The 22,845-nt window shown below is 61.2% G+C and carries 23 protein-coding genes and 1 pseudogene; 10 read left to right on the forward strand and 14 right to left on the reverse strand.

Annotated elements, in window-relative coordinates:
- Positions 1 to 232, forward strand: a 232-nt coding sequence (locus tag NKH33_RS30360) for a hypothetical protein (RefSeq protein WP_352923048.1), incomplete at its 5' end; no start/stop codon positions are given.
- Between the two features lie 245 nt (positions 233 to 477).
- On the opposite strand, the gene NKH33_RS30365 is transcribed toward NKH33_RS30360, so the two are convergent.
- From NKH33_RS30365 to NKH33_RS30395, 7 genes are all read right to left on the reverse strand, one after another.
- Positions 478 to 1,182: a GntR family transcriptional regulator gene (locus NKH33_RS30365; RefSeq protein WP_352474573.1), complete on the reverse strand. Its 705-nt coding sequence runs from the start codon at positions 1,180 to 1,182 to the stop codon at positions 478 to 480.
- Positions 1,183 to 1,284: 102 nt separating this feature from the next.
- Positions 1,285 to 2,025 (reverse strand): aspartate/glutamate racemase family protein, encoded by a 741-nt coding sequence (locus NKH33_RS30370; RefSeq protein ID WP_352503768.1) that lies wholly within the window; start codon positions 2,023 to 2,025, stop codon positions 1,285 to 1,287.
- A gap of 8 nt (positions 2,026 to 2,033) precedes the next feature.
- A complete protein-coding gene (locus tag NKH33_RS30375; protein WP_352503769.1) occupies positions 2,034 to 2,756 on the reverse strand; it encodes an ABC transporter ATP-binding protein in 723 nt (240 codons plus the stop codon).
- Positions 2,757 to 2,758: 2 nt separating this feature from the next.
- Positions 2,759 to 3,538, reverse strand: coding sequence for an ABC transporter ATP-binding protein (locus NKH33_RS30380; RefSeq protein ID WP_352474568.1), 780 nt, complete (start codon positions 3,536 to 3,538; stop codon positions 2,759 to 2,761).
- Between the two features lie 4 nt (positions 3,539 to 3,542).
- Positions 3,543 to 4,517, reverse strand: coding sequence for a branched-chain amino acid ABC transporter permease (locus NKH33_RS30385; RefSeq protein ID WP_352923050.1), 975 nt, complete (start codon positions 4,515 to 4,517; stop codon positions 3,543 to 3,545).
- A gap of 5 nt (positions 4,518 to 4,522) precedes the next feature.
- Complete coding sequence (locus tag NKH33_RS30390) at positions 4,523 to 5,389, reverse strand: branched-chain amino acid ABC transporter permease (RefSeq protein ID WP_352452194.1); 867 nt, start codon at positions 5,387 to 5,389, stop codon at positions 4,523 to 4,525.
- A 78-nt stretch (positions 5,390 to 5,467) separates the two neighbouring features.
- Positions 5,468 to 6,670 (reverse strand): ABC transporter substrate-binding protein, encoded by a 1,203-nt coding sequence (locus tag NKH33_RS30395; protein ID WP_352474565.1) that lies wholly within the window; start codon positions 6,668 to 6,670, stop codon positions 5,468 to 5,470.
- A gap of 653 nt (positions 6,671 to 7,323) precedes the next feature.
- On the opposite strand from NKH33_RS30395, the gene NKH33_RS30400 reads away from it, so the two are divergent.
- The 8 genes and pseudogenes from NKH33_RS30400 (at position 7,324) to NKH33_RS30435 (ending at position 13,547) form a co-directional block, all read left to right on the forward strand.
- Positions 7,324 to 7,605 (forward strand): VanZ family protein, encoded by a 282-nt coding sequence (locus NKH33_RS30400; RefSeq protein WP_352503771.1) that lies wholly within the window; start codon positions 7,324 to 7,326, stop codon positions 7,603 to 7,605.
- Positions 7,606 to 8,896: 1,291 nt separating this feature from the next.
- A pseudogene (locus NKH33_RS30405) lies at positions 8,897 to 9,148 on the forward strand (Tn3 family transposase); the annotation flags it as partial.
- Positions 9,149 to 9,393: 245 nt separating this feature from the next.
- Positions 9,394 to 9,645: a type II toxin-antitoxin system Phd/YefM family antitoxin gene (locus NKH33_RS30410; protein WP_352773274.1), complete on the forward strand. Its 252-nt coding sequence runs from the start codon at positions 9,394 to 9,396 to the stop codon at positions 9,643 to 9,645.
- A gap of 119 nt (positions 9,646 to 9,764) precedes the next feature.
- On the forward strand, positions 9,765 to 10,031 hold the full coding sequence (locus tag NKH33_RS30415) for a hypothetical protein (RefSeq protein WP_352503773.1): 267 nt from the start codon (positions 9,765 to 9,767) through the stop codon (positions 10,029 to 10,031).
- Positions 10,032 to 10,725: 694 nt separating this feature from the next.
- Positions 10,726 to 12,045, forward strand: a complete 1,320-nt coding sequence (locus NKH33_RS30420) for a DUF2130 domain-containing protein (RefSeq protein ID WP_352923053.1) — start codon at positions 10,726 to 10,728, stop codon at positions 12,043 to 12,045.
- A 187-nt stretch (positions 12,046 to 12,232) separates the two neighbouring features.
- Positions 12,233 to 12,580: an ArsR/SmtB family transcription factor gene (locus NKH33_RS30425; protein ID WP_352473191.1), complete on the forward strand. Its 348-nt coding sequence runs from the start codon at positions 12,233 to 12,235 to the stop codon at positions 12,578 to 12,580.
- Position 12,581: 1 nt separating this feature from the next.
- A complete protein-coding gene (locus NKH33_RS30430) occupies positions 12,582 to 13,088 on the forward strand; it encodes an SRPBCC family protein (RefSeq protein ID WP_352473189.1) in 507 nt (168 codons plus the stop codon).
- Between the two features lie 6 nt (positions 13,089 to 13,094).
- Positions 13,095 to 13,547: an MAPEG family protein gene (locus NKH33_RS30435; RefSeq protein WP_352473188.1), complete on the forward strand. Its 453-nt coding sequence runs from the start codon at positions 13,095 to 13,097 to the stop codon at positions 13,545 to 13,547.
- A gap of 413 nt (positions 13,548 to 13,960) precedes the next feature.
- On the opposite strand, the gene NKH33_RS30440 is transcribed toward NKH33_RS30435, so the two are convergent.
- The 7 genes from NKH33_RS30440 to NKH33_RS30470 form a co-directional block, all read right to left on the reverse strand.
- On the reverse strand, positions 13,961 to 14,332 hold the full coding sequence (locus NKH33_RS30440; protein ID WP_352923055.1) for an SMP-30/gluconolactonase/LRE family protein: 372 nt from the start codon (positions 14,330 to 14,332) through the stop codon (positions 13,961 to 13,963).
- Between the two features lie 35 nt (positions 14,333 to 14,367).
- Positions 14,368 to 15,330, reverse strand: a complete 963-nt coding sequence (kce, locus tag NKH33_RS30445) for a 3,5-dioxohexanoate:acetyl-CoA acetone transferase (protein ID WP_352473186.1) — start codon at positions 15,328 to 15,330, stop codon at positions 14,368 to 14,370.
- Complete coding sequence (locus NKH33_RS30450; RefSeq protein ID WP_352923057.1) at positions 15,327 to 16,274, reverse strand: 3-hydroxyacyl-CoA dehydrogenase; 948 nt, start codon at positions 16,272 to 16,274, stop codon at positions 15,327 to 15,329. The genes kce and NKH33_RS30450 overlap by 4 nt, the downstream gene beginning before the upstream one ends.
- Before the next feature lie 10 nt (positions 16,275 to 16,284).
- Positions 16,285 to 17,091 (reverse strand): SDR family oxidoreductase, encoded by an 807-nt coding sequence (locus NKH33_RS30455; protein WP_352923060.1) that lies wholly within the window; start codon positions 17,089 to 17,091, stop codon positions 16,285 to 16,287.
- Between the two features lie 13 nt (positions 17,092 to 17,104).
- A complete protein-coding gene (locus NKH33_RS30460; RefSeq protein WP_352923062.1) occupies positions 17,105 to 19,177 on the reverse strand; it encodes an ABC transporter permease in 2,073 nt (690 codons plus the stop codon).
- Positions 19,174 to 20,712, reverse strand: coding sequence for a sugar ABC transporter ATP-binding protein (locus NKH33_RS30465; RefSeq protein ID WP_352923065.1), 1,539 nt, complete (start codon positions 20,710 to 20,712; stop codon positions 19,174 to 19,176). The genes NKH33_RS30460 and NKH33_RS30465 overlap by 4 nt, the downstream gene beginning before the upstream one ends.
- Before the next feature lie 71 nt (positions 20,713 to 20,783).
- Positions 20,784 to 21,911, reverse strand: coding sequence for a sugar ABC transporter substrate-binding protein (locus NKH33_RS30470; protein WP_352542536.1), 1,128 nt, complete (start codon positions 21,909 to 21,911; stop codon positions 20,784 to 20,786).
- A gap of 230 nt (positions 21,912 to 22,141) precedes the next feature.
- On the opposite strand from NKH33_RS30470, the gene NKH33_RS30475 reads away from it, so the two are divergent.
- Entirely contained in the window at positions 22,142 to 22,822 is a 681-nt protein-coding gene (locus NKH33_RS30475; protein ID WP_352473177.1) for a GntR family transcriptional regulator, read from the forward strand.
- The last annotated feature ends 23 nt before the right edge of the window (positions 22,823 to 22,845 follow it).

The raw sequence follows: 22,845 nt of genomic DNA on the forward strand, positions 1-22,845 counted from the left end.
AAGCTCGAAAGCGCTTGACCTCAACATGCCGAATAGAGAAGTGCTTCAGGACTGCTGCAACCCGGACTTTTTCAACACTATCGGTCGGATCGCGAAGTTCCCCGCCGCATTGGCGAACGTCCCGAGATGGCGCATGGTGCCGTTTCGGAACCGGGTGGACGGGGGGCAGGATCGCCAATCAACCTGGGATCATGTTGCAACCAAGTTCGAACGTCGCGTTACTGGCAAGTAGAAACGTCGCATTGGGACGTTTCAGAGGTAGGCGCCAGGTCAGAATTGCGGGTTGACGTGCATCCTGGCGTCGCCGTGAGCGCCCGATCGGGGGCGATCCAGTATGGCACTTCGGCTTTACCAGCTTTGAGAGCCACTTACGCGCGAGCTTCGTTGGCCGGTGTCGGTTGCGGGTGATCCGATATTCGTCCAGCATCGCGACGACATGTGCAATGCGAAGCTTGGCGAAGAGTTTGACAGCGCAGATCAGCGCAAGATGTCCGACAGGCTCTCGGGCTTCTTCTCGCCAAGCGACAGATCAAGGCCCGACAGAAGTTCGACGAGGTGGCTTTGCATCAGGTCGGACGCGTTTTGTGCGTCGTGCTTTTCGATGGCATCGACGAGGGCGTGATGGGCGTGGCTTTCGCAGGTGGTGTCGCGGCGGCGCCAGTAGAGCGCGATGATCAGCGACGACCGCGACAGCAGGTCTTTGACGAAACCGGTCAGGATAGAATGGCCGGCGATTTGGGCGATGCCGACATGGAATTTTGCCGACAGCATGATGGCGTCGCTGTCGCGGCCGGCATGCAGGGCCTCGTGCTCTTTTTCGAGATGAAGCCGCAGTTGCGCGATCTCGGCCGGCTTTGCCACTTCGGCGGCAAGCGCGGCGACCTTGGGCTCGATCAGCGCCCGCGCTTCGAACACCTCGCGCGCTTCCTGCTTGGTCGGCTGGGCGACGAACGCGCCGCGGTTCGGCTCGAGCCGAGCCAAGCGGTCATGCGACAGCGCCTGCAGCGCCGCGCGTATCACCGCGCGGCTCACCGAATAGATCGAGGCGAGTTCGTCCTCGGGTAGTTTTGTGCCCGGTGCGAGGCGGTGGCTGACGATGGCGTCGCGCAGGCCGGCATAGACCGGAAACCAGCGCATCGTCGGCTTGTCGCCATCCCGTGGCTTTGGCCCAAGCAGGTCCATCGTCTCATTGTCCCGGCGGCCGGATCGCTTAGCGGCGCGAACACCGCGTTTCCGGCCGGACATCGAACATCCTGTGTGGGAATGTCAACAATTTTGCACGCATCAGGATACACGGCCGGAGGGCGAAAAGGACGCAAAGATTCCGGCGAAGGATTTTTCGAGTGGAACCTGGTAGCCGCCGCGCTTTGAGGTCGACAGGCCAAGGCCGACGAGGCTCTCACAGAGTTTTACTGCGCAGGCGACGCCGTCGAGCACGGGAAGCCTATGTTCGCGGCTGAGCGCGGCGGCGAGGTCGGCCATGCCGGCGCATCCCAGCACAATCGCTTCGGCCCGGTCGTCGCGGATGGCGCGCTCGATCTCCTCCGAAATTCGTTGGCGGGCGTTGGAGCCGGGCACTTCGAGCTCCAGAACGGGAACGTCGCTGGCCCGCACCCTGGCGCAGCGGCTGGCGAGGCCGTAGCGCACCAGATTGTGCTCGATCGCCGGCACCGAACGCGACAGCGTCGTCACCACGCTGAACTTGCCGGCAATCAGGCTCGCCATGTGAAACGCCGCTTCGCCGATACCGACCACCGGCATCTCGCCGACGCAGCGTACTGCGTCGAGGCCGGTGTCGTCGAAGCAGGCGATGACGCAGGCGCTCGCCGCCGGATGTTTTTGGATCTCGCCGATCATTCCCGGGATGGCGAAGACCTCGTCGAAATAGCCTTCGACGCTCGGCGGCCCGTCCTTCGGATTGACGGCGATGATCCTGGTGCCGGCCGAAGCCGCGCGGCGCGCCGCCTCGCCGATCTTTTCGGTCATGGACGCGGTGGTGTTGGGATTGACGACGAGTACGTCCATTTGCGCTTTCATATTTCGCCGCCGAGATAGAGTTTCTTGACCCGGTCGTCGCCAAGCAGCTCAGCCGAATGTCCGGCCAGCGCGATCTTTCCGGTCGTCAGTGCGTAGGCACGCTGCGAGATGCGCAGCGCCATGCGCGAATTCTGCTCGACCAGCAGAACGCTGACCTTTTCGTCGCGGTTGATCGCGACGATCGAGCGGGCGATGTCCTGAACGAGCTTCGGCGCGACGCCGAGCGAGGGTTCATCGAGCAGCAGAAGCTTCGGTTTGGCCATCAGCGCCCGCCCGATCACCAGCATCTGCTGTTCGCCGCCGCTCATCGTACCCGCCGTCTGGGAATAGCGTTCCTTCAGGCGCGGGAAGCGCCCGAGCACCATGTCCAGCGTCCTTGCGATTTCGGCCTTGTCGGTTCGGGTGAAGGCGCCCATCATCAGATTGTCGCGCACCGTCATGTAGGAAAAGACGCGCCGACCCTCAGGTACCATGGCGATGCCCATCCTGACCAGCTCGTCCGGGCGCGTTCCGTCGATGCGGTGGCCCTGGAAATGAATCTCGCCGCTGCGGACCTTCTTCAGGCCGGTGATGGCGCGCAGGATCGAAGATTTGCCCGCGCCGTTCGCGCCGATCAGCGCTACCGTCTCGCCCTCGTTGACGCTCAGCGACACACCCTTCAGTGCATAGACATGGTCGTAGTAGAGTTCGACGTCCGAGACTTTCAGCAGTTCGCTCATGGCTAAAATCCGATCGTCTCATCTTCGGCGCCGAGATAGGCCTCGATGACCTTTTCGTTCTCCTGGATTTCCTTCGGCGTTCCCTCGGCGATTTTCACACCGAAGTTCAGGACGACGATGCGGTCGGAAATGTTCATGACGGCGGGCATATCGTGCTCGACCAGCAGGACCGTCACGCCGCGCTTTCGCACGCCGCGCACCATCTCCACCGCGCGCACGGTTTCGTCATGGTTCATGCCGGCGAAGGGCTCGTCGAGCAGAAGCACGGTCGGGTTCGTGGCGAGCCCGATGGCAATCCCGAGCGCGCGCAGATGGCCGTGCGGCAGCGTGCTGGCGATCTCATGCCGTTGCGCGCCGAGACCCAGGAAGTCGATGATCTCGTCGGCCGAGCGGCCGAATTCATCCTCGTCGCGCCGTGCGGTATTCGTGCCGAGATAGAAGCCGGCAAGGCTGGCATTGGAACGCAGGTGATGCGCGATTATGACATTGTCGCGCACCGTCATGCCCTTGAAGATCGTCGTCTCCTGGAACGTGCGCACCACGCCCTTCCGGGCGACGATATGCGGCGCCAGGCCTGAAATCCGCTCTCCCCGGAACAGCACTTCGCCCGAGGTCGGATTGAGGAAAGAGGAAATCAGCTTGAACAGCGTCGACTTGCCGGCGCCGTTGGGGCCGATGACGGAAAGGATCTCGCGTTCGCGGACCGCGAAGGAAACATTGTTGACCGCGACCAGCCCGCCGAAGCGTTTGGTCACTGCCTTGATCTGGAGAAGCTCAGTCATGGTCCTAGCCCTGCTTCTTGCCGAACAGCCTGAGGCTGAGCAGGCCGTTGGGAAGGAACAGCATCAGCGCGATCAGCACCGAAGAGAAGATCAGCAACTGGAACTCGCCGGTCTCGAACAGGAAATCCCAGCCGAAATAGAGCACGAAGGTGCCGATCATCGGCCCGAAGACGTGGCCGAGCCCGCCGAGGAAGCAGTTCAGCATGAAGTTCACCGAGTCGGTGACGGTGAAGCTCGACGGATAGATCGATTGCGAGATGGCGACGAACATCGCACCGCCGAGACCGCCGAGGAATGAGGAGATGGCATAGGCGATGACGCGCAAATAGGCGATGTTGACGCCGATCGAGGAGGCCAGTTCCTCGTTCTGCTGCAACGACTGGCAGAGTTTGCCGATGCGCGAATGGACAAGGCGGTAAAGCCCGGCAAAGCACAGCACCATCAGCGCAACCGAGACGAGATAGAAGGCGGGACGCGGATTGGCGAGCGTCGCGAAATCCGGAAGGATGCTCAGCCCGAAGATCGAGATGCCGCCGGGGAGCGGAATGCTGACCATGCCTTTGGCTCCGTTGGTGATCGGCAGTGCCAGCGCGAGCAGCCGCGCCACTTCGGTCAAAACCAGCGTGACCATGGCGAAATAGACGCCGCGAAGCCTGAGGATGGGCAGCCCGATCAGCACGCTTGCAGCGGCGCAGAACAGCCCAGCCAGCGGCAGTGTCAGCCAGAACGACACACCATGCTGGACGACAAGGATGGCCGAAACATAGCCGCCCATAAGCGCGAAGGCGCCCTGGCCGATATTGATGCGGCCGATGTAGAAAGTCACCCACACCCCGGCGCTGGCGATGCTGAGCAGCGCGACCGAAGTCAGCGTGTAGTAGAGGTCGAGCCGACCGGTCGCCTCGATCAGCCAGGGCACGCCGATGAGTACGACCAGCAGGAAGAGAGCGACGCCGAGGATGTTGCGTGTACGCTTCATGTCGATCACCCCCACGGCTTGCCCATGAGCCCGTTCGGGCGGATGCTCAGGAACACCATCAGCGCGGCGAAGATGACGAGATAAGTGACGTCGCCATATTGGCGTAGCACCGTCAGGCCGACCGATTCCATCATGCCGAGGATGAAGCCGCCGGCGATCGCTCCGCTGACCACGCCGGCCCCGCCGATCATCACCATCAAGAACGCCTTGATCGAGATCGGGCCGCCGATGCCCGAATTGACGCCGGTGATGGCGACCAGCAGCCCGCCGACTATGCCGGCAAGCATGGCGCCGAGCGCAAAGCCGATCATCGAATAGCGGTCGACCTCGACGCCCATAAGCTGCGCCGCGACCCGGTCCTGCGCCAGCGCCCGCATGGCGCGTCCCGGTTTGCTGTACTGCATGAAAAGCACGAAGGAGGCGATGAACAGTATGGCGAGTGCGCCGACCAGCAGCCGGTCGTAAGGCATTATGAGGCTGTCGGAGACGAAGACGCCGTTGACGATCTTCGGCACGCCGCGCTGCTTTTCACCGAACAGGAGGAGGATCACGGCGTCGAGGAAGAATGCGACCGCCGCCGCGAGAAGCATCGTACTTTCCTCCCGCACGCTTCGCTTGATCACCGTTCTGAAAAGGAATTTCTCGACCAGCGCTCCAATAACCAGCAGCGTGATCCCGGACGCAACGAGCGCGACGACGAAAGGCATGCCGAGCTGGCCATAGACGGTGTAGGTGATGAAGCCGCCGAGAACGTACATCTGCCCATGGGCAAAGTTAAGCACGTTCATCAGCGCGAAGATCAGGGTCAGACCGAGCGCGATCAAGGCGTATTGCGCGCCAAGATAGAGCCCGTTGGCGATGACTTGTTCCATCAGGATGGTTCCCCGGCCATTCAGAGGCTCAAGACGAATGCACGAGCCTCTGCGGCAATCCGCTTCAGTGCAGTTGCGTCAATCGACTTGAGCGACGAAGAGCGTCTCGAACTTGCCGTCGCGGTATTCCGTGACCACCATCGGGACCGAAAGCTGGCGCTTCTGGCCAAACGACGTCATTCCGACATAGGTCAGCTTGGCATCGCCCTTCAGATAGGGATTGGGCGCCGAGAAAGTGTCGATCGTCTTCTTGAACTCCTCGACATTGTCGATCGCGGCCGGGTTCGCCTTCAGCGTCTCGATGATGTATTCGAGCGCGTAGACCTTGGTGTTGGATTCGTCATTGTATTCACCGAACATTTTCGTATAGCGGTCGACGAACTCCTTCATCATGTCGGACGCGATTTCGGGCGTCGATGCGCCGCCGACTGAGATGAAGCCGTTGGCCAACTCACCCGCGCCCTCTTCCAGCACCTTGGCATCCTGCGCCGTTTCGGTGGAGATCAGACCTTCGTAGCCGAGCTCGCGCGCGGCGCGGATCAGCAGCGGCGCATTGCCGGGCGCGACACCCGAAAGCACCAGCAGGTCCGGTTTTTGCAGAACGATCGGCGTCAGTACCGGTGTGAAATCGCGGGTATCGTTTTGGTAGACGTCCGTGGCAGCCACAACCTCAAGTCCGAGCGCCTTTGCCGCGGCAACACCGCCATCCCGCTGGCTCAGCGGATCGGATTCGTTGGCGGCGACAAAGGCAACTTTTCTCACGCCCCTGTTTTCCATGAGATATTTGTAGATCGCCGGAGCTGACTGGTAGTTGGCGATCATGCCGAGCACAGCGTTGGACGCCGGTGGGGTGTAGAGTTCCTTCGGGAATGCGTAGGGAAAATAGATGATGCCCTTGGATTCTGCCACGGGACGCACCGCCGCCGCGCCATCGTCAACATTCGGACCGACGACATAGTGGATGCCCTCCTGGGCCATCTTCTCCATGCCGGCGATCGCCCGCTTGGGGTCCTTCTGATCGTCGAAGGTGACGATTTTGATGTCATAGGTCTCGTCACCAATCTTCACACCGCCGGTTTCGTTGATCCAGGCGGCGCGCGTCTGCATCGAGCGGACGTTGGATGTGCCCCACGCAGCGGCCGCGCCACTCGTCACGCCGACAAAGCCGATCTTGAGTTCCTTGTTGGCGGCGTGCACCGTGATTGTGCCGCCGGCCATGATTGCCAGCGCAGAGACGGTGCCGAGCGCGGCGAATGTGATTATTGAACGTCTATTGATCATTGTTCTTTCCCCTTTGGAGGCCGCGCATTGTTGCGACAGAACTCGACCGATACGCGGAGTTTTGTGAGTGAGGGCTCAAATCTATTATCTGTCAACAAAACTTTTACAGATTGTTGACAATCTTGTGCGGTCGTAGATGAAGGACGCGGTCCGCAGCATCGCGGCCCTTCCAGAATCACGCTCCGTTCGCTCTGGCTAATATAAGCTTTGTGCCTAGTATTGACTGGGTGCGTAAAATTGTAGTACCGGCGCCGGCCGTCCCGAGTTCATTCCGCCGATGATGCCCACCCGGTCGCCAACGAGAGCAGCTCTCGGGCTCCCGCGACGAACTTCGCAAATGGTGCAGACGGCGCGTGCCGAAAATGCTGGAGCAAGACCGGCTCAGCTCTCGGGTAGTTGGCGCCCGCCCTGATCCTGCCGCATTGAACGCGGAAGGCCAGCTAATGGCTTTTGCCTAGCCCTCCCGCGGCAGTGGACTCTGTTCCGATGTGCCGCTACGTGCGGACGGCTATGTTCGAAGTACCGGCCTGTAACGTCGGAAAAGGAGTGACCCCATTTTTTTGCGTGCAAGATCTTTTCCCATCGCAGCAAGGACTGCTTTTCTGGTCACACTGGCCGGTGTCCTCGTGCTCGCACTCTCACCGGAGTGGCTTTTGCAGAATTTTGGCTTCGGCTTCACCTCTCATGATGACAAGCTCAATCACGCCGCAGCTTTCGTCGTGTTGACGGCTATCGGCAGTCTCGGTTGGCCAGAGCACAGGGCAAGACTGACCATTTTTCTTGCTCTTACCGGCGCCGCGATCGAGATCCTCCAGGGCATGCAAATGATAGGCCGCGACATGGATATGTTCGACTGGTTTGCCGATTGTGTCGGCGTCGCTTGCGGGCTCGCAATTGCAAGCTGGACAAAGAAATTAGTCAGCGGATTCTCCTAGGTCACGACCCGTCAAGCTGGGGCTAATCGGCCGCGTGAAGCATATGCGCGGCGAAGAGGATCTACGTCACGCTTCGCTGCAGGACTTCAGAGAGCATTGAGTAAGGCCGCAGCGATCACTGAGACTATCATCCGCAAGCCGATCTGCGCATAGCAGCCGAGGGGAGTTATGGCCTTCTCTTTTTCATCAGAGCGCGGACTTTAACAATCATCGCTGCATTAGACCTCAATTGAGAGGCATGTATTTTGCGCATGTATCTGTCGGCGATCACCTTGTAACGAAGGGACAATCGCACCACGCGGTCGTACGTTGCGTCTTCTCCCGCGCACAATTGCTGCGCTTTTCTTGCTAAGGTACTCGGGGCGCCAGGCTGGACCGCTAGTTTTGCGGCCCACCCCAAATTACATCTGATTAGCGCGCTCTGTTCGGCCTTGATCATTGGATCGACTGCGGACCTAGCCTGAGAACTAAGAACCACAGATGCGACCAGAACCGCGATAAAAAGCCGCTTCACAGTTGCCCTCAAACGCTGCATAGGCAGCCCAGTGATTAAACATTGACTCCAAGTTTATAGCGCGCCGCCCGTTATGCGCAGCCGCCCACTCCGTTATTTTCGCCCCTGTTTCTGCCGGAAATATGTGATGACTTTGGAGACCATCGCCATCACAACCAGAACTCCGAATAGAATAAGAATCGGAAAATCGGTAGATTGCCGACAAGGTTCGTCATCTGGCGCGCAGTACGACAGGGCGGCCGCGGAATTCATCGTGGTTAGCAGCGCGGAAGTGGAAAGACCGAGTAACTTCATACGCAGGTTTTTGGGAATATCGGCCTGCACCGGTCGGGCCGAGCCCGCGGTGCCGCATTTACTCGCAGCTATGGCGTACCTGATCAGCCACCATGCCCGCGGGACCCAACATAGCCTCGTTGAGCCCGGTGTAGCCATCTGTTTTGTCAACCTCGTTTATAGTGGTGACGGCCGCGGGCTAATGGAGCCGATCGCTGACAATGCCACGGATTCGGGGCGCGCTCTCAACCGGCGCGTGGAAGTGAAAGCCGTGAAATAGTGCGAACGCGAGCAGATTCGGCCATGCGCTGCAGGTATTATAGCCCCGGCTGCCTTAGCCATGGATGATGAGCTTCCGGAGGAATATCCGCTTGTTCGGCAATAGCAGAAGTTCTGTCTATGGTTAATCGGTCCTTAGGCTCGTCTACATCGTTCCAGCGCACGTCACGGCGGTCAGCCGCTCCGATACGATCGATGGCTGGCGCGACCGGCGCGGCGACGGCGGCGCTCCGCGCCTCCGGCCTCAACCTCATCGTTAGCGCGATCGTGCATTGGAATACGGTCTATATCGAACGGGCCGTCACCCACTTGCGCAAAATGCACCGCGAGATCCCGGATCATCCGCTCAAGCACGTCTCGCCGCTGAGCTGGGAACACATTAATCTGACCGGCATCTATACCTGGGATACAGAACATCAGATGCGTGAAAGCTTCCGGTCGCTCAGACTTCCGGCTCGGTTACGCCACGCCGCATGACGTTCATGCTCCGTTCAACCTCGTGTCGCTGGGAACTGTTCTTGCTCCGACCCCAGGCTGGGAGGCATGGAAGGATTGGGACGGCCACACGTTCCAGACCAACCGCGCCGCACTCAGCAATGAACGGACAATGCCGCTCTTTCGAGCGGGTCGATGCTGATAGGAAAGGTGGCGCGTGGGCGCCACCATTCTTGCTTTTCTTACGTGAATTACCTATTGTAGGTACTTTAAAAGGAAGTACGGCGATGAAGCAATTCACATTCTCCGACATGAATCGCGTGTCAGGCGAAATCCTCGAAACGGCATTGATCGAGCCGGTGGCCCTGACCAAGCGCGGCAAGGAAAAGCTCGTCATCCTGTCCGCTGCTCAGTACCACCAGCTCGTCGGCCAGCCGCATTCGGTCGCCTATACGATCGAGGACGCACCGGATGAAGTCCACAATGAACTCATGACAGGACTGGATGCCATAATTTCCGGCGACACGCCCGATGCTTAAAGCTGGCGATCTGCTCCGATATTATTACCTATGGGCGCGGGAAGCAGACGCCGGCGAGGAATCCGGACGCAAGGCGAGGCCGGTTTGCATCGTTGTCCGGACGCTAGCAACGCCCAGCCTTGTTTCTCTTTCCGCTGACTTCGCAAAAACCCCACCGGTCGCGCCCGCATCTCGCCATCAGCGAAATCGAATGCCGCCGCGGCGGCCTCGACTATCCGTCATGGCTGATCCTGGACGAATTTAACCGGGTGCCGGTCGATGAAGCCTATGATCTGGTGACGACGACGCCGATCGGCGCGTTCAGCCCCGCATTTGTCCGCAAAATTGCTGGCGTGATCAAAGAGACGGCGGCGCAGCGTCGATTGCGCGGCATCGTTCGAAAATAGCCGTACTGATTTCTTGGCGGGCCTCCGGTCCTTACCCGCATCGAACGGGCCAGCACCGGAGCGCGGGGCGCCCTACGCCCTCTCCTCGCGCCCCACCCTCCCCTTCTGACGGTGTTTTCTCAAGAGGTGGACATTGTTGTCGTTGGCCGCCTGCAATTCCTCGAAATGCTCCCGAGCAGCCCGTCGACCCAACAAACGGGCGATCGACAGGACGGCTCGTTCAACCATATCTCGTGCCGACATGTCAGCCCTGTAATCGTGACTTGCGCTGTCGTTCCCAGGTTTGGCCTCGTCCACCATGGCATGCCCGCTCTTCTGTATAGATCGAGGGCATTGAGCGGCGTGATGATCGGCAAGACAAGTTCAGTTGCCGCGCGGTCGTAGTGTGGCGTGCAAATACTTGAGCACTGCGATTTGGAATTCCCAAGCCAGGCAATTTACGAAAAGCTCGGTCCTCTTGCAATATCGCACGCGATATCCAATATGCCTGCATGAGACTGCTTCTCGATACGGCGACCATGGTGGCTCCCGGGCCCTCGCCTTCTCAGTCAGCACGCGCAGATACATCGCCGATCACATGGACTTCATGGAGCCGCAGAAAATTGGTTCACTTTTTGTTCTTTTCCGAAAACGCGTGGCGAGATATATAGTCTGGCGTGTCCTTTAACTGATTCCTCAGGGAGGCAGCGCGCAGATGACCGTCCAGCCCATCAATACCATGCTGCAGGGGGACAGGATTCTCAATGAACCGACAATCAGCTGCCCAAGCTGCAAGACGGAAATCAAGCTCAATGAGTCGCTCGCGGCCCCTTTGATTGCCGCCACGCGTGAAGAATACGAAATGCGCCTGGCGCAGAGCAAGGCATCGATGGCTGCCAGAGAAGAGGAGCTCAAGCGCCAGCAGGCCGAGATCGTCGCCGCCAAAGAGGACATCGCCAACCAGGTGGCTGGGCAAATTAAGCTTGAGCGTGCCGGAATCGCGGTCGAGGAAGCCCGCAAGGCAAAATTGCTGCTTTCGGTAGACCTGGAGGACAAGGATACGAAGCTTGCCGAGCTGGAGGCGACGTTGAAGGCGCGCGACGAAAAGCTCACCGAGGCCCAGCAGCAACAGGCGGAATTCCTGAAAAAGCAGCGTGCGCTTGACGACGAAAGCCGGGAGATGGCGCTGACCATCGAAAGGAAGATCCAGGAGGGGCTGGACGCCGTTCGCGTCAAGGCGAGGTCGGAAGCGGAAGACGGGCTCAAAATGAAGGTCGCGGAAAAGGAAGAACAGATCGCAGGCATGCAGCGTCAGATTGAGGAGCTGAAGCGCCGTGCGGAACAGGGTTCCCAGCAGCTGCAGGGTGAAGTTCTGGAGCTTCAGCTGGAAGCCCTCATTGCCGGCCGGTTCCCGATGGACGTCATTGAACCGGTTGCCAAGGGTGAGTTCGGCGGAGATGTCCTGCACCGCGTCGTCGGACCGGCCGGCCAGCCATGCGGCGCCATTTTGTGGGAATCGAAACGCACCAAGAACTGGAGCCAGGGTTGGTTGGGGAAGCTCAGGGCTGATCAGCGGGCCGCAAAGGCGGACATTGCGCTTATGATCTCGGAAGCTCTGCCTGCCGGTGTGGAAACCTTCGATCTTCTGGACGGGGTCTATGTCGCCCATCCCAAATGCGCGATGCCGATCGCAATCATGCTGCGACAATCACTCATCGAGCTGGCGAACTCCCGCCTCGCCCAGGACGGCCAAGCCACCAAAATGGAGCAGGTCTATGGCTATCTGACCGGTCCGCGGTTCCGCCATCGCGTCGAGGCCATCGTCGAAAAGTTCTCTGATATGCAGGAGGACCTGGCCAAGGAACGCAAGGCCACAACACGCCTGTGGGCCAAGCGGGAGGCTCAAATACAAGGCGTAATCGAGTCGACCGCGGGGATGTACGGCGACTTGCAAGGCATCGCTGGAAAGGTGATGCAAGAAATTGACGGCTTGGAGGTCCTGGCCATTGAAACATTTCCGCCCGGTGCCGAATAGGCAATCGGTATGCAGCTCAACAGGAAAACGATTGGCAATCTGGAGCGGCTTCCCCAGACATACCCTTCGGACTCCTCGGATAGGGTAAGCAAAAGAAGCCCGCCCACCCGAGGCAATCGTCGTGCCTAGCCGACGGCCTCTTATCTAAGGTCTTGACTCGTTAATCGCCATATGGCTATATAGTCATATGGCAATATATGGACCCACCGGCGACCGTCTGAGCAAGGCATTCTCGGCCCTCTCCGATCCCACGCGACGCGCGATCCTGGCCCGCCTTGCGACGGGCGAAGCCACGGTGTCGGAACTGCTGGCACCATTCGAACTCAGTCAACCCACGATCTCCAAGCATCTCAAGGTGCTGGAGGATGCGGGTTTCATCGAACGCGGACGTGATGCGCAGCGGCGACCGCGCAAGCTGGTGACAACGGCTCTCAAGGATATTGCCGACTGGGTAGAGCCGTTTCGCAGCCAATGGGAAGACAGGCTCGACAATCTGGATCGCCACCTCGAAAAAATGGGCAAAAAGGAGAAGTAGCATGCTGGCAGGGATCGCGAACACCGACCTGATACTCGACCGGGACAAGCACACGATCATTCTGACGCGCGTGCTTGCTGCGCCCTGTGAACAGGTCTTCGAGGCATGGACGCAGCCGGAGCATGTGGCATGCTGGTGGGATCCATCAGGCGAACCGCTCGCACAATGCGAGATCGACCTGCGTCCGGGAGGGGCCTTCAGGTTCGTCAACCGGCATCCCCCTGGCGCCAACCAGTTCGCTGGCGTCTATCGCGAGATCGCACCGCCGCGTCATCTCGTCTTCGAAGCAATGGGGGCGATCGGGCGTGTCATTCTCGACGAGACTGGCGGCAAGACGTTTCTGACGGTGAGGATCGAGTGCGGCTCGGCGGAACGGTTGGAGCAATATCTGAAAATGGGCATCGACACCGGAACGGCCAAGACATTGGACAACCTTGCCGCACATATTGGCGCGATGGCACAACGGACATCCAGCTCTCCGTCAACTGCTCCGAGCAGCGGCGAGTAACATTAGATGCAACAATCAATCTGGACAGCGGCAGATGCGGCTCTGGTGGCGTATGCCATCACCTGCGTCGTTCTATGCCTTAATCTTCTGATGCTCTGGGCTTCCAGCGGGGCGATCCGCGCGAAGGGTGGCGTGGCAATCAATCCGGAGGATGGGGCTCGCTATGGTGTACCCGTGTCAGAAATTGACCCGCCAACTGTCGCGCGGCTCCTGCGCGCACACCGCAATGCCGAGGCCACGATCTATCCATTTCTGCTGCTGGGCCTGCTCTTTGTTTTCACGGGAGGAAAGGCAGCAATTGCAATTCCCATTTTCGCAATTTTTGTAGTCGCCAGGATCGTACATTCGATAGTCTATCTGAAGGCCATGCAGCCTTGGCGCACGATCGCTTTTGCAGTCTCCCTGCTCGCAATCGTTGTCCTGATGGGCGCCGTAGTCCACGATTTGCTCTTTGCCTGAGGTAGAACCGTATGTCAGTACCGAAAGCTCCAATCCTGTCGTTCACGGACGTCGTCGCCATCGAGGCCTGCGTGTCGACTAGCGAAAGACTGACGAGGACGTCTGTTTGGGGTCGAACTTGCCTATTGGGAGAGCGGACATTCGCGGACCGCCACACTGCTATAGTCAATGCTATGGATCGACTCCAGCACCTGGTGCACGCGCGGCGGCCGTGATGATTTTGTCGGGATCGTCGGTCCAGACGAAGGGCTATGACTGCAGCTTGTGGTCGATGACGAAGCGGTTGATAGCGGAAACCAACCTGCCCTCAACACAGGACTGGTGATAGCCGGCGCACCGCCTGTCGTGCTGCCGCCATCGGTGCTCTTCGTTTTCTGAAGCGCTTTTTCGTGGGCTCAATCGTAAGAGCATCGTCAGGGCGACCTGCGGTTTTCCACTATTATGATCGGCTCGTGCCCGAATTTTCTATCAACGTCGCCGCCATTGAGCCGGTTCATCGGCCTGTCCGGCTCCGGATCGTGAATCGGCGTCACCTCGCCGGTGGCGAAATCAAGCAGATGGAAACCGCGCTGCAGCGATACCACCGCGCCACCTCCGTCCTTGCGCAATGCCATCGAACCGATCTTCATCGGCACGTCCCAGCAACGGATCTCGCTCCCGTCGGCGGTTGCCCGAAACACACGCCCGTCGAAACTGTCGATCCAGTAGAGGCGCTCCTGTTCAACGTCCCACAGCGGTCCCTCGCCCAGCGTGGTCTTCACGTCCACCACGACTTCGATCTTCATGCCGTCCTCCTCTGTTCGAACCTTGCAGAAACCGGTCAGAACGCGACCTGGTCGCCGCCCTTCAATGACAGGATTTCGCGGGCCTCGTCGGGCGTTGCCACTTCCATGCCGAGGCCTTCGACGATCTTGCGGGCGAGCACCACCTGCTCGGCATTCGACTTGGCAAGCCTGCCCCTACCGGCCCAAAGACTGTCTTCGAGCCCAACGCGAATGTTGCCGCCAAGCGCTGCCGATTGTGCCGCGATGCGCAACTGGCTGGCGCCCGCACCCAGCACCGACCAGCGGAACTGGTCGCCGAACAGGCGATCGGCGGTGCGCTTCATATGGGCGACGTCTTCCGGGTGCGTGCCGATGCCGCCGAGCAGGCCGAACACCGACTGCACGAAGAACGGCGGCTTCACCAGCCCGCGATCGGCGAAATGGGAGAGGTTATAGAGATGGGCGATGTCGTAGCACTCGAACTCGAAGCGCGTCCCATTGTCGTAGCAGGTTGCCAGTATGTATTCGATGTCCTTGAACGAGTTGCGGAAGACCAGATCACGCGTCGTTTCCAGATGCGGCTTTTCCCAATCGAACTTGAACGTCTCGTATTTGTCGGCGAGGTGATAGAGCCCGAAATTGATCGAGCCCATGTTGAGCGAGGCGACCTCCGGCTTGAATTGGGCGGCGGGGCGCACACGCTCCTCCACCTTCATGTAAGGACTGCCGCCGGTGGTGATGTTGATGGCGGCATTGGTGCCTTGCTTGACGCGCGGCAGGAAACGCGCGAACGCCTCTGGCGTCTGGTCGGGCTTGCCGGTCTCGGGGTCGCGGGCATGCAGATGCAGGATCGCCGCACCCGCCTCCGCCGCCGCGATCGCCTCGCGCGCGATCTGGTCCGGCGTGATCGGTAGATAAGGCGACATAGTCGGCGTGTGGATCGCCCCCGTCACCGCGCAGGTGATGATGACCTTGCCGCTGGGTTGCTGGGCGCCGGGCTTGCGGCTTGTTTGCGTCATTGTCCAAACTCCTGATCCGACTTTTTCTTGTGCGCCGCCAGCGCCATCAGCCGGCGGTCGCGCCAGACCTGCCGTTCGCCGAGTTCTTCCCGCGGCAGGCGCTTGCGACGCTCGGCCTCGACCGTTTCCATGACCTCGCCGGCCCAGTCGACGCGGCGCAGCATCTGAGGGAAGATGTTGGAATAGATCGCCTGATAGCGCTCGACATAGTCGCGCACACCACCGGGTGCATTGAGGTCGACCGTCTCGAACGGACCCATGAACGACCAGCGCAGCGCCAGCCCGTCGCGCAGGCCAGTGTCGACGTCCTCGACGCTGGCATAGCCGTCGGCGACGAGCCGAAACGCCTCCTCCAACAGCGCGCCTTGCAAGCGGTTCATGATGAAGCCGTCGAGCTCGCGCTTCATCACCAGTGGCGCATGGCCCGCCTCGACAAGAAACGCGCGGGTCCTTTCCACCGTTTCGGCGGAGGTCCATGGCGCCGGCACCACCTCCGCTGCCGGGATGAGATAGGGCGGATTGATCGGGTGCACGACGAGGCAGCGATGGCGCCCCTCAAGATGATCGGTGAATCTCGACGGCAACAGCGCCGAGGTGGAACTGGCGATCACCGCCTGCGGACCGGAAAGTGCGTCGATGCGGGAGAACACGTCACGCTTCACCTCGAGGTTTTCCGGCGTGTTCTCCTGGACATGGACGGCATCGGCCAAGGCCTCGCCAAGCTCCTCCACAATGATGATGCGGCCAAGCACGGTATCGACCGCCTGTCCCCGCAGCAGATCGTTGGCGGCAAGGTCGCCGAGCACCCCAGCGATATAGTCGCGCGCACCGCTGGCCGCGGCCGGCGCCTGATCCCACATGCGCACATCATGGCCGGCACGAGCGAAGCTGATCGCCCACGCTCGCCCGATGAAGCCGCTTCCGACAATTGCTACCTTCGCCATGATCTCCCCCTCAGAGTGTCTCGACGTTGCCGTCGACGCCGAGCGACTGGCCGGAAATGTTGATGCCCGCATCGGAAAGCAGGAAGGCCACCATCGCCGCGACATCGTATGGACTGGTCATGCGGCGCAGCGAGATGTTCTGCAGATAGCGTTGTGTCATCTCCTCGTTTGAAACGCCGAGCTGCTTTGCCCGGTCGGCAATGACCTTGTCGATGCGCGGCCCTTCGATGATGCCGGGCAAGATGGCATTGACCCTGATCCCATGCGGTCCGAGTTCCTTGGCAAGGCTCTGGGTCAGGCCGACAACGCCGAACTTGGCAGCCGAGTACGGCGTGCGGAACGCGTAGCCATGGCGGCCGGCGGCCGAAGACATCGAAACGATCGAGCCGCCGCCCGCCGCCTTGATCAGCGGCACGGCACGGCGCGCGCACAGGAACTGGCCGGTCAGGCAGATATCTATGCAGCGCCGCCAGTCTGCCGGATCGATCTCATCGACCCCGCCGGTCGGCCCGGCAATGCCGGCATTGTTGATCAGGGCGTCGAGCCCGCCGAGCTTCTCCTTTATGGTCTCGAACAGCCGGTCGACATCGTCGTCGCGTGAAACGTCCGCTTTGACTGCGCCGGCGAGTGTGAGCCTCTCTGGAGCGGCGGCCAGCGCCTCGTCGGAAATGTCGCAGATCACGACACGCGCGCCGAGCCCCGACAGCGTCTCGGCAATAGCAAAGCCGATGCCGCCGGCACCCGCCGTGACCAGCACGCGTTGGCCTTTGAGCCCTGTCAGGAATTCGTCCGCCGATGCCGGTGCGCTGGAGCTCATTATTCCATTCCTTTCATTGAATTCGCCTTTCGCGCAGCGCCATGACCGCAGCGAGCACCACCAGCCCGAACAGGATCGCCCGCGTCGCGTAAGGCAGCGTCGTGCCGGCGAGCAGCATCTGCAACGCCGTCAAAAGCAGCACGCCCCCCAGCATGCCGAGATAGTGGCCGCGCCCGCCGGTGATCAGCGCACCGCCGACGACGACTACGGCGATCGAGGGCAGCAGATAATCGTCGCCCATGCCGAGGCTGGCCTGGCCGGAAAAGCCGGTCAGCATGATGCCGACGAGCCCCGCGCAGACCGCCGACAGCACATAGACGAGGATGAGCGTGCGCCCGACCGCGATGCCGGAGAGCTGGGCCGCGCGCAGGCTGTTGCCGATGCCATAAACCCGGCGGCCGAAAGGGGTGCGGCCAAGCAGCAGCACAGCAAACGCGACGAAGGTGATCATGAACAGCACCACCGGCGTCACAACGAATACCTTCCCGGTCATGAACCAGCGCAGCATCGGCGAGGAGAAGCCGGCCGGCGTACCCTGCGAGTAAAGCAGCGCGACGCCTTGCAGAATGCCGTTGGTGGCCAGCGTCATCACGATAGGCGAAATGCCGAGGAAGACGATGCCGATGCCGTTGGCAAAACCGATCAGGCAAGCTGTGAGCAGCACCGCCGGCAGCGCATAGGCAAGTGCACCATCCGAGCCGTTGACCATGCCGGCAAGCAGGATGCCCGAGAGACCGATCGTCCACGGCACCGACAGGTCGAGCCCGCCGGTGAGGATTACGCTGCCTTGCCCAAGCGCGAGGACGGCGAGGAAGCTCGACAGCACGAAAAGCGAGTTCCAGTAGGTGACGTTGACGATGGCGCGTCCGAGCCAGATCTGGGTGACGATCACGACGACGGCCAGGCAGACATAGGCCGGCAGCGCATAACGCAGCGTCTCGGCATTGCGTATATGGAAGGCCGGCTGCGGCGCCTGCTGATCGTCGGTGCTGCCACGCGCGATCCTCAGCCGCCGGTCGGTGCGATCGATCTGCGAGGGCAGCATTCCGGCGCGCCATGCGGCCAACCGCGCCCGCAGCGCACGCAGTTGGCGGGCGAGCACGGAGCCATACGACAGCGAGCCGGCAAGCACGGCAAGGATCAGGATCGTGCCCTCGGCGATCGTCGAATAATAGGCCGAGACGTTGAGTACGAGCAGGATGTTGACGACCATCATCAGGATGTAGGCGCCGAAGACGGTGCCAACCGGCCCGCCTTGACCGCCGCCCAGCCTTGTACCGCCGACGACGACCGCCGCGAACATCGACAGCAACAACGGGTTACCGACGAGCGGATCGCCGCTGCCCGTCTGTGCGCTGATGAAGACGCCGGCGAGCCCGTAGCAGCCGCCGGCTATGACATAGACCAGGAAGCGCACGAGAACGACGCGCACGCCGACCGAAGCGGCCGCGTCCGGATCACTGCCGACGGCATAAAGCGCGGTCCCGAAGCGTGTGCCTTTGAGCCAGAACCAGGCGAGCAGGACGACGCCGATGACCACCAGCGGCATCGGTATCCAGCCGGCGATAGCATCACCGAGATAGAAGGCGCCAAGATCGGGCGAGACGAAGCCGCCCGGCTTGTCCATGACCAGCAGCGTTACCCCCTGCAGGATGAACATGGTCGACAGCGTGACGACGATAGGCTGCATGCGCAGGACGGCAATGAAGAAGCCGTTAAAGGCGCCGACCAGCATGCCGACACCAATTCCGGCCAAGGTCCACAGCGCGACACTGGAGCCGGTCGCCATCGGATCCATACCTTTTGCCAGGACGACATTGACCAGCGAGATCACCGCGCCGGCGGACAGGTCGAAACCGCCGGACAGGATGACCACCGTCTGGCCGACCGCCGCCAGTGCCGAGGTGGCGCCGCCGCTGGAGAGAAACGAAATGTCGAAATAGGTGAGCCGCCCGGCACTGACCAGATCGACGATAAGCAGGAGCACCGCAAAGACGATCGCCGCGATGATCGCGCCGCTGTGCCGCGCGAGAAGCCGCGTCAATGTCGCGGCCGGTGCCGCGGCGGGCAAACTCGTCACGCTCATTCCGCCGCCTCCCGGACCAACTCGCCTTGCCCCAGCGCCGGTCGCATGATCGCGCCTTCCGTGATGTGGTTGCCGGCAAGCTCCGCCACCAAGTGACCGTCATAGAGGACGAGCACTCGGTCGCATTGATGGACCAGCTCGGGAATTTCGGTTGAATGCAGAAGGATCGAGCCGCCGGCCGCCACAAAGTCGCGCATCATCACATAGAGCTCGTGCTTGGTGCCGACGTCGATGCCGCGGGTTGGGTCGAAGAGCAGCAGGATGCGGCTCTCGGCGACCAGCCATTTGGCGATGGCGATCTTCTGCTGGTTACCGCCCGAAAACGCCCCCGCCCTCGTCCACATGGCGCGGTGGTCGACCTCGACCGCCGAGAAGGCGGACTGGACGGCCTGCGCCTCCTCGTGCCTGCTGATCAGGCCAAATCGGGTAAAACGCGCGACGACCGGCAGCGATACGTTTTGCCGGCCCGAGAGCTTCAGGAACAGGCCTTCGGTCTTGCGGTCCTCCGGCACCAGCCCGATCGCCATATTGGGCTTGAGCGCATCGGCGGGCGAGCCGAGCCACACTTCGCGCCCGTCGACCAGGATATGGCCGCGCTCGATCTCGGCCATGCCGAAGCAGGCGAGGAACAGGTCGAGTTGGCCCATGCCCTGAAGCCCGGCAATGCCGAGAATCTCGCCCTTGCGGAGGTCGAAACCGACGCCGTCGAGCTTCATGCCGGCCTTGAGATCGCGTACGCCGAGCACCGGCGGACCGAAGACCGCCTCGCTTTCGGGTTTCGGCGGAAAGGTCTGGGCGATGCTGCGACCGATGATCTTTTCGATCACTTCTCCATCCGGGACGTCGGCCACCGGCGCCGTCACGATGTGACGGCCGTTTCTGAGAATGGTCAGCGTGTCGCAGAAGGCCCGCACCTCTCGCATGCGGTGGGTGATGAACACGACCGTCGTGCCGGCGGCCTTAAGTCGCGCGATGATGCCGCCCAGCCATTCGACATCGCCGCCCGACAGCGTCGAGGTCGGTTCGTCGAGCAGGAGGATGCGCGGCTTGCGATAGAGCGCGCGCGCGATTTCGATCTTCTGGCGGACGGCGAGATCGAGGGTTGCGACCTCGGCATCAAGATCGACCGAAAAGCCGAGATCTGAAATGTGCTGGCGCACCGCCCTGCGCGCGCTCGCCCGCCTGATCAGGCCGCTCGAGCCGACAGGCGCGTAGGGCAGCAGCATGTTGTCGAGAACGCTGAGATCGCGCACCAGCGTCATTTCCTGGAAGGCTGTCTGCACGCCTTTGGCGTGCGCGGCGCGCGGCGAACCGAGTGGCGCCGGTTCACCAAGAACGGTGATTTGCCCTTCGTCGGGCCGCACCAGTCCCGACAGCAGCTTGACGAGCGTCGACTTGCCGGCACCGTTTTCGCCGAGCAGCGCGTGCACGCTGCCCGAAACGATCTCAAAGGAGACGCCATCGAGGGCGACCGTCGCACCAAACGCCTTGCGGACGCCCTCTATGCCGACAGCTGTCGATTGCGCTGACATCATGATCCCAGTCCCGGCCTGCACGGGGTGCGTGGGAGGGCCTCCAAAGCACCCCACGCCCCATTCGGAGAGCCTTACTCCTCGGGCTGGCCGACAAGGGCGGCCGCGAGACCGATTTCAGGTGTCTGGTCGGAGAAGATCGAGGCGAACCAGCCGGGGTTGGAGACCAGCGACGGTTTGAAGGCGTTACAGCCAGCCTTCATCTCTGCCCAGGTGCCTTCGTTACAAAGCTTTATCGTGTCGTTGGTGACGACCGGCAGTGGCAGGATCGTCTTCTTGGCAACCTCCTTGCCGTCAAGTGCCTCGACTGCAAGCTTAAGGGCAAGCGCGCCGGAATAGGGCGGCGATGCATAGGAGATACGCGGCGCGCCGAGCGGCGCATAGGGAGAGGCTGCGCCCTCGACCTCCGTGCCCTCCGGCAGCATCTGGATGCGCCCGCCATTGGAGCCCTCGCCGGCGCAAGGCAGCAGTTCGCTGCTCTTCTTGCCGGCCTCGAGCTGCATGGAATTGGCGGTGAAGCAGCCGACCTGCATCCACAGCCCATTTATGTCGTCCCAGCTGCGCGTCGCCAATATCTTGGAAAGTTCGGTGCGGGCCACCGCCTGGCTCCACATACCGACAGCCTCGCCCACGATCTTGATGTCGGGATGCTTGGCAAACACCTCCTTTGCGGCCTTGGTGCGCAGATCGTCGACCGAGGTGCCGGGAACGCCGGTCACTGCGATGATGTTGCCCTTGCCATTGAGCTTCTTGACCAGCCACTCCGCCGTCACGCGGCCAGCCTCTTCCTGATCGATATGGACGTTGTAGGCGCAGGGCTCTGTGATCTCGGCATCGTAGGCAAACACCTTTACCCCCTTGTCGCAGGCGTTCTTCACCACCTGGTTGAGCGCTGTCGGCGAGATCGGGAAGATCACGATGGCTTCGGCACCTGCCTGCACCATCGCGTTGATCTGCTGGATCTGGCGCTGTGCGTTCGGCCCGGCCACCTGAACCTGGAGGTCGACCTTGTCGGCCATGCTCTTGTGCGACGCCATCGCCTTGACCATGTTGGCGGCCTCGGCCTGCCAATCATTGCCGATGAAGCTCATGCTGAGAAATATTTTGTGCTTTCCGGCCGCCTCGGCCGCCGACATCCCAAAGGCGCAAACAGCCATGCCGGCAAGCAGCGCGAGCCGCCGGGCTTTCGATCCGATACCCATTCGAAACTCCTCCCAATTCAGACGACCAAATGCCTCCCAAGGGCACGAAACGTGCTCCTTGTCATTCGACGCAGCTGACCGTATCATGATTTGATCAAAGATCAATGATGAAATGCTAATGGGTAAAAGCCGGATACGCCGGCGCTTGACGCGGCAATCCGAACCTTGCATTCCGGGCACAGGCGCCGGGTAGGACAAGAGCGTCGCCGTTTGGGGAAAGGTAGGCACAGATGGCTGGGGCGGCATTCAGGAAGCCGGGCGTCGAGATTACGCCGCTGTCCAGGGAAACCCTGCAGGACAGGGTCTACCGGCACGTCACCGAGTTGATCCTCGACGGCAGTATCGTTCCAGGTGAAATGGTGACGGTGCAGAGCCTCGCAGACGCTTTCGGCGTCAGCCCGATGCCGGTTCGCGAGGCACTGCGGCGTCTGAGCGCCGCCAACGCATTGATGGTGGTTTCTGGCCGTTCGATCGGTATCCCGGCATTAAGCCGCGCGCGACTCATCGATCTCAGGAACGTCAGGTTTGAGATCGAGGCGATCGCCGCCGCATGGGCGGCCGAGCGAATGGACGATCCCAGCGTGGCGCTGCTGCGCCAGCATCTGGACGCACTCGAACAGGCCAATGCCGCCGGCGACGTCAAATCCTACCTCAGGGCCAACTACGCCTTTCATTTCTCCATCTATCGAGCCGCGGGTTCGGAAAACATGCTCAACATCATCGAGAACCTGTGGCTGCAGATCAGTCCCTATTTCAACATGCTGCACGATTCTGGAAACTATTCGACCGCCAACCAGCACCATCAGCAGATGTTTGCAGCGCTGCGAGACCGCAACGCGGAAGCTGTCCGGGCCGCGGTTCGCGCTGACATCGACGCGGCTTTCACAGTGCTGATCAAACTGCTGAAGTAACATTCAGGTCGCCATAAGCGACA

Origin of the sequence: Mesorhizobium sp. M1182 (assembly GCF_040318335.1) — a bacterium.
Taxonomy (GTDB): domain Bacteria; phylum Pseudomonadota; class Alphaproteobacteria; order Rhizobiales; family Rhizobiaceae; genus Mesorhizobium.

Coding starts and splice junctions, on each gene's coding strand:
- NKH33_RS30370 (WP_352503768.1), bottom strand. CDS start 2,025: ATGGACGTACTCGTCGTCAATCCCAACACCACCGCGTCCATGACCGAA.
- NKH33_RS30365 (WP_352474573.1), bottom strand. CDS start 1,182: ATGGACCTGCTTGGGCCAAAGCCACGGGATGGCGACAAGCCGACGATG.
- NKH33_RS30375 (WP_352503769.1), bottom strand. CDS start 2,756: ATGAGCGAACTGCTGAAAGTCTCGGACGTCGAACTCTACTACGACCAT.
- NKH33_RS30410 (WP_352773274.1), top strand. CDS start 9,394: ATGAAGCAATTCACATTCTCCGACATGAATCGCGTGTCAGGCGAAATC.
- NKH33_RS30460 (WP_352923062.1), bottom strand. CDS start 19,177: ATGAGCGTGACGAGTTTGCCCGCCGCGGCACCGGCCGCGACATTGACG.
- NKH33_RS30395 (WP_352474565.1), bottom strand. CDS start 6,670: ATGATCAATAGACGTTCAATAATCACATTCGCCGCGCTCGGCACCGTC.
- NKH33_RS30475 (WP_352473177.1), top strand. CDS start 22,142: ATGGCTGGGGCGGCATTCAGGAAGCCGGGCGTCGAGATTACGCCGCTG.
- NKH33_RS30390 (WP_352452194.1), bottom strand. CDS start 5,389: ATGGAACAAGTCATCGCCAACGGGCTCTATCTTGGCGCGCAATACGCC.
- NKH33_RS30465 (WP_352923065.1), bottom strand. CDS start 20,712: ATGATGTCAGCGCAATCGACAGCTGTCGGCATAGAGGGCGTCCGCAAG.
- NKH33_RS30430 (WP_352473189.1), top strand. CDS start 12,582: ATGCTGGCAGGGATCGCGAACACCGACCTGATACTCGACCGGGACAAG.
- NKH33_RS30435 (WP_352473188.1), top strand. CDS start 13,095: ATGCAACAATCAATCTGGACAGCGGCAGATGCGGCTCTGGTGGCGTAT.
- NKH33_RS30450 (WP_352923057.1), bottom strand. CDS start 16,274: ATGGCGAAGGTAGCAATTGTCGGAAGCGGCTTCATCGGGCGAGCGTGG.
- NKH33_RS30455 (WP_352923060.1), bottom strand. CDS start 17,091: ATGAGCTCCAGCGCACCGGCATCGGCGGACGAATTCCTGACAGGGCTC.
- NKH33_RS30470 (WP_352542536.1), bottom strand. CDS start 21,911: ATGGGTATCGGATCGAAAGCCCGGCGGCTCGCGCTGCTTGCCGGCATG.
- NKH33_RS30440 (WP_352923055.1), bottom strand. CDS start 14,332: ATGAAGATCGAAGTCGTGGTGGACGTGAAGACCACGCTGGGCGAGGGA.
- NKH33_RS30385 (WP_352923050.1), bottom strand. CDS start 4,517: ATGAAGCGTACACGCAACATCCTCGGCGTCGCTCTCTTCCTGCTGGTC.
- NKH33_RS30425 (WP_352473191.1), top strand. CDS start 12,233: ATGGCAATATATGGACCCACCGGCGACCGTCTGAGCAAGGCATTCTCG.
- kce (WP_352473186.1), bottom strand. CDS start 15,330: ATGACGCAAACAAGCCGCAAGCCCGGCGCCCAGCAACCCAGCGGCAAG.
- NKH33_RS30380 (WP_352474568.1), bottom strand. CDS start 3,538: ATGACTGAGCTTCTCCAGATCAAGGCAGTGACCAAACGCTTCGGCGGG.
- NKH33_RS30420 (WP_352923053.1), top strand. CDS start 10,726: ATGACCGTCCAGCCCATCAATACCATGCTGCAGGGGGACAGGATTCTC.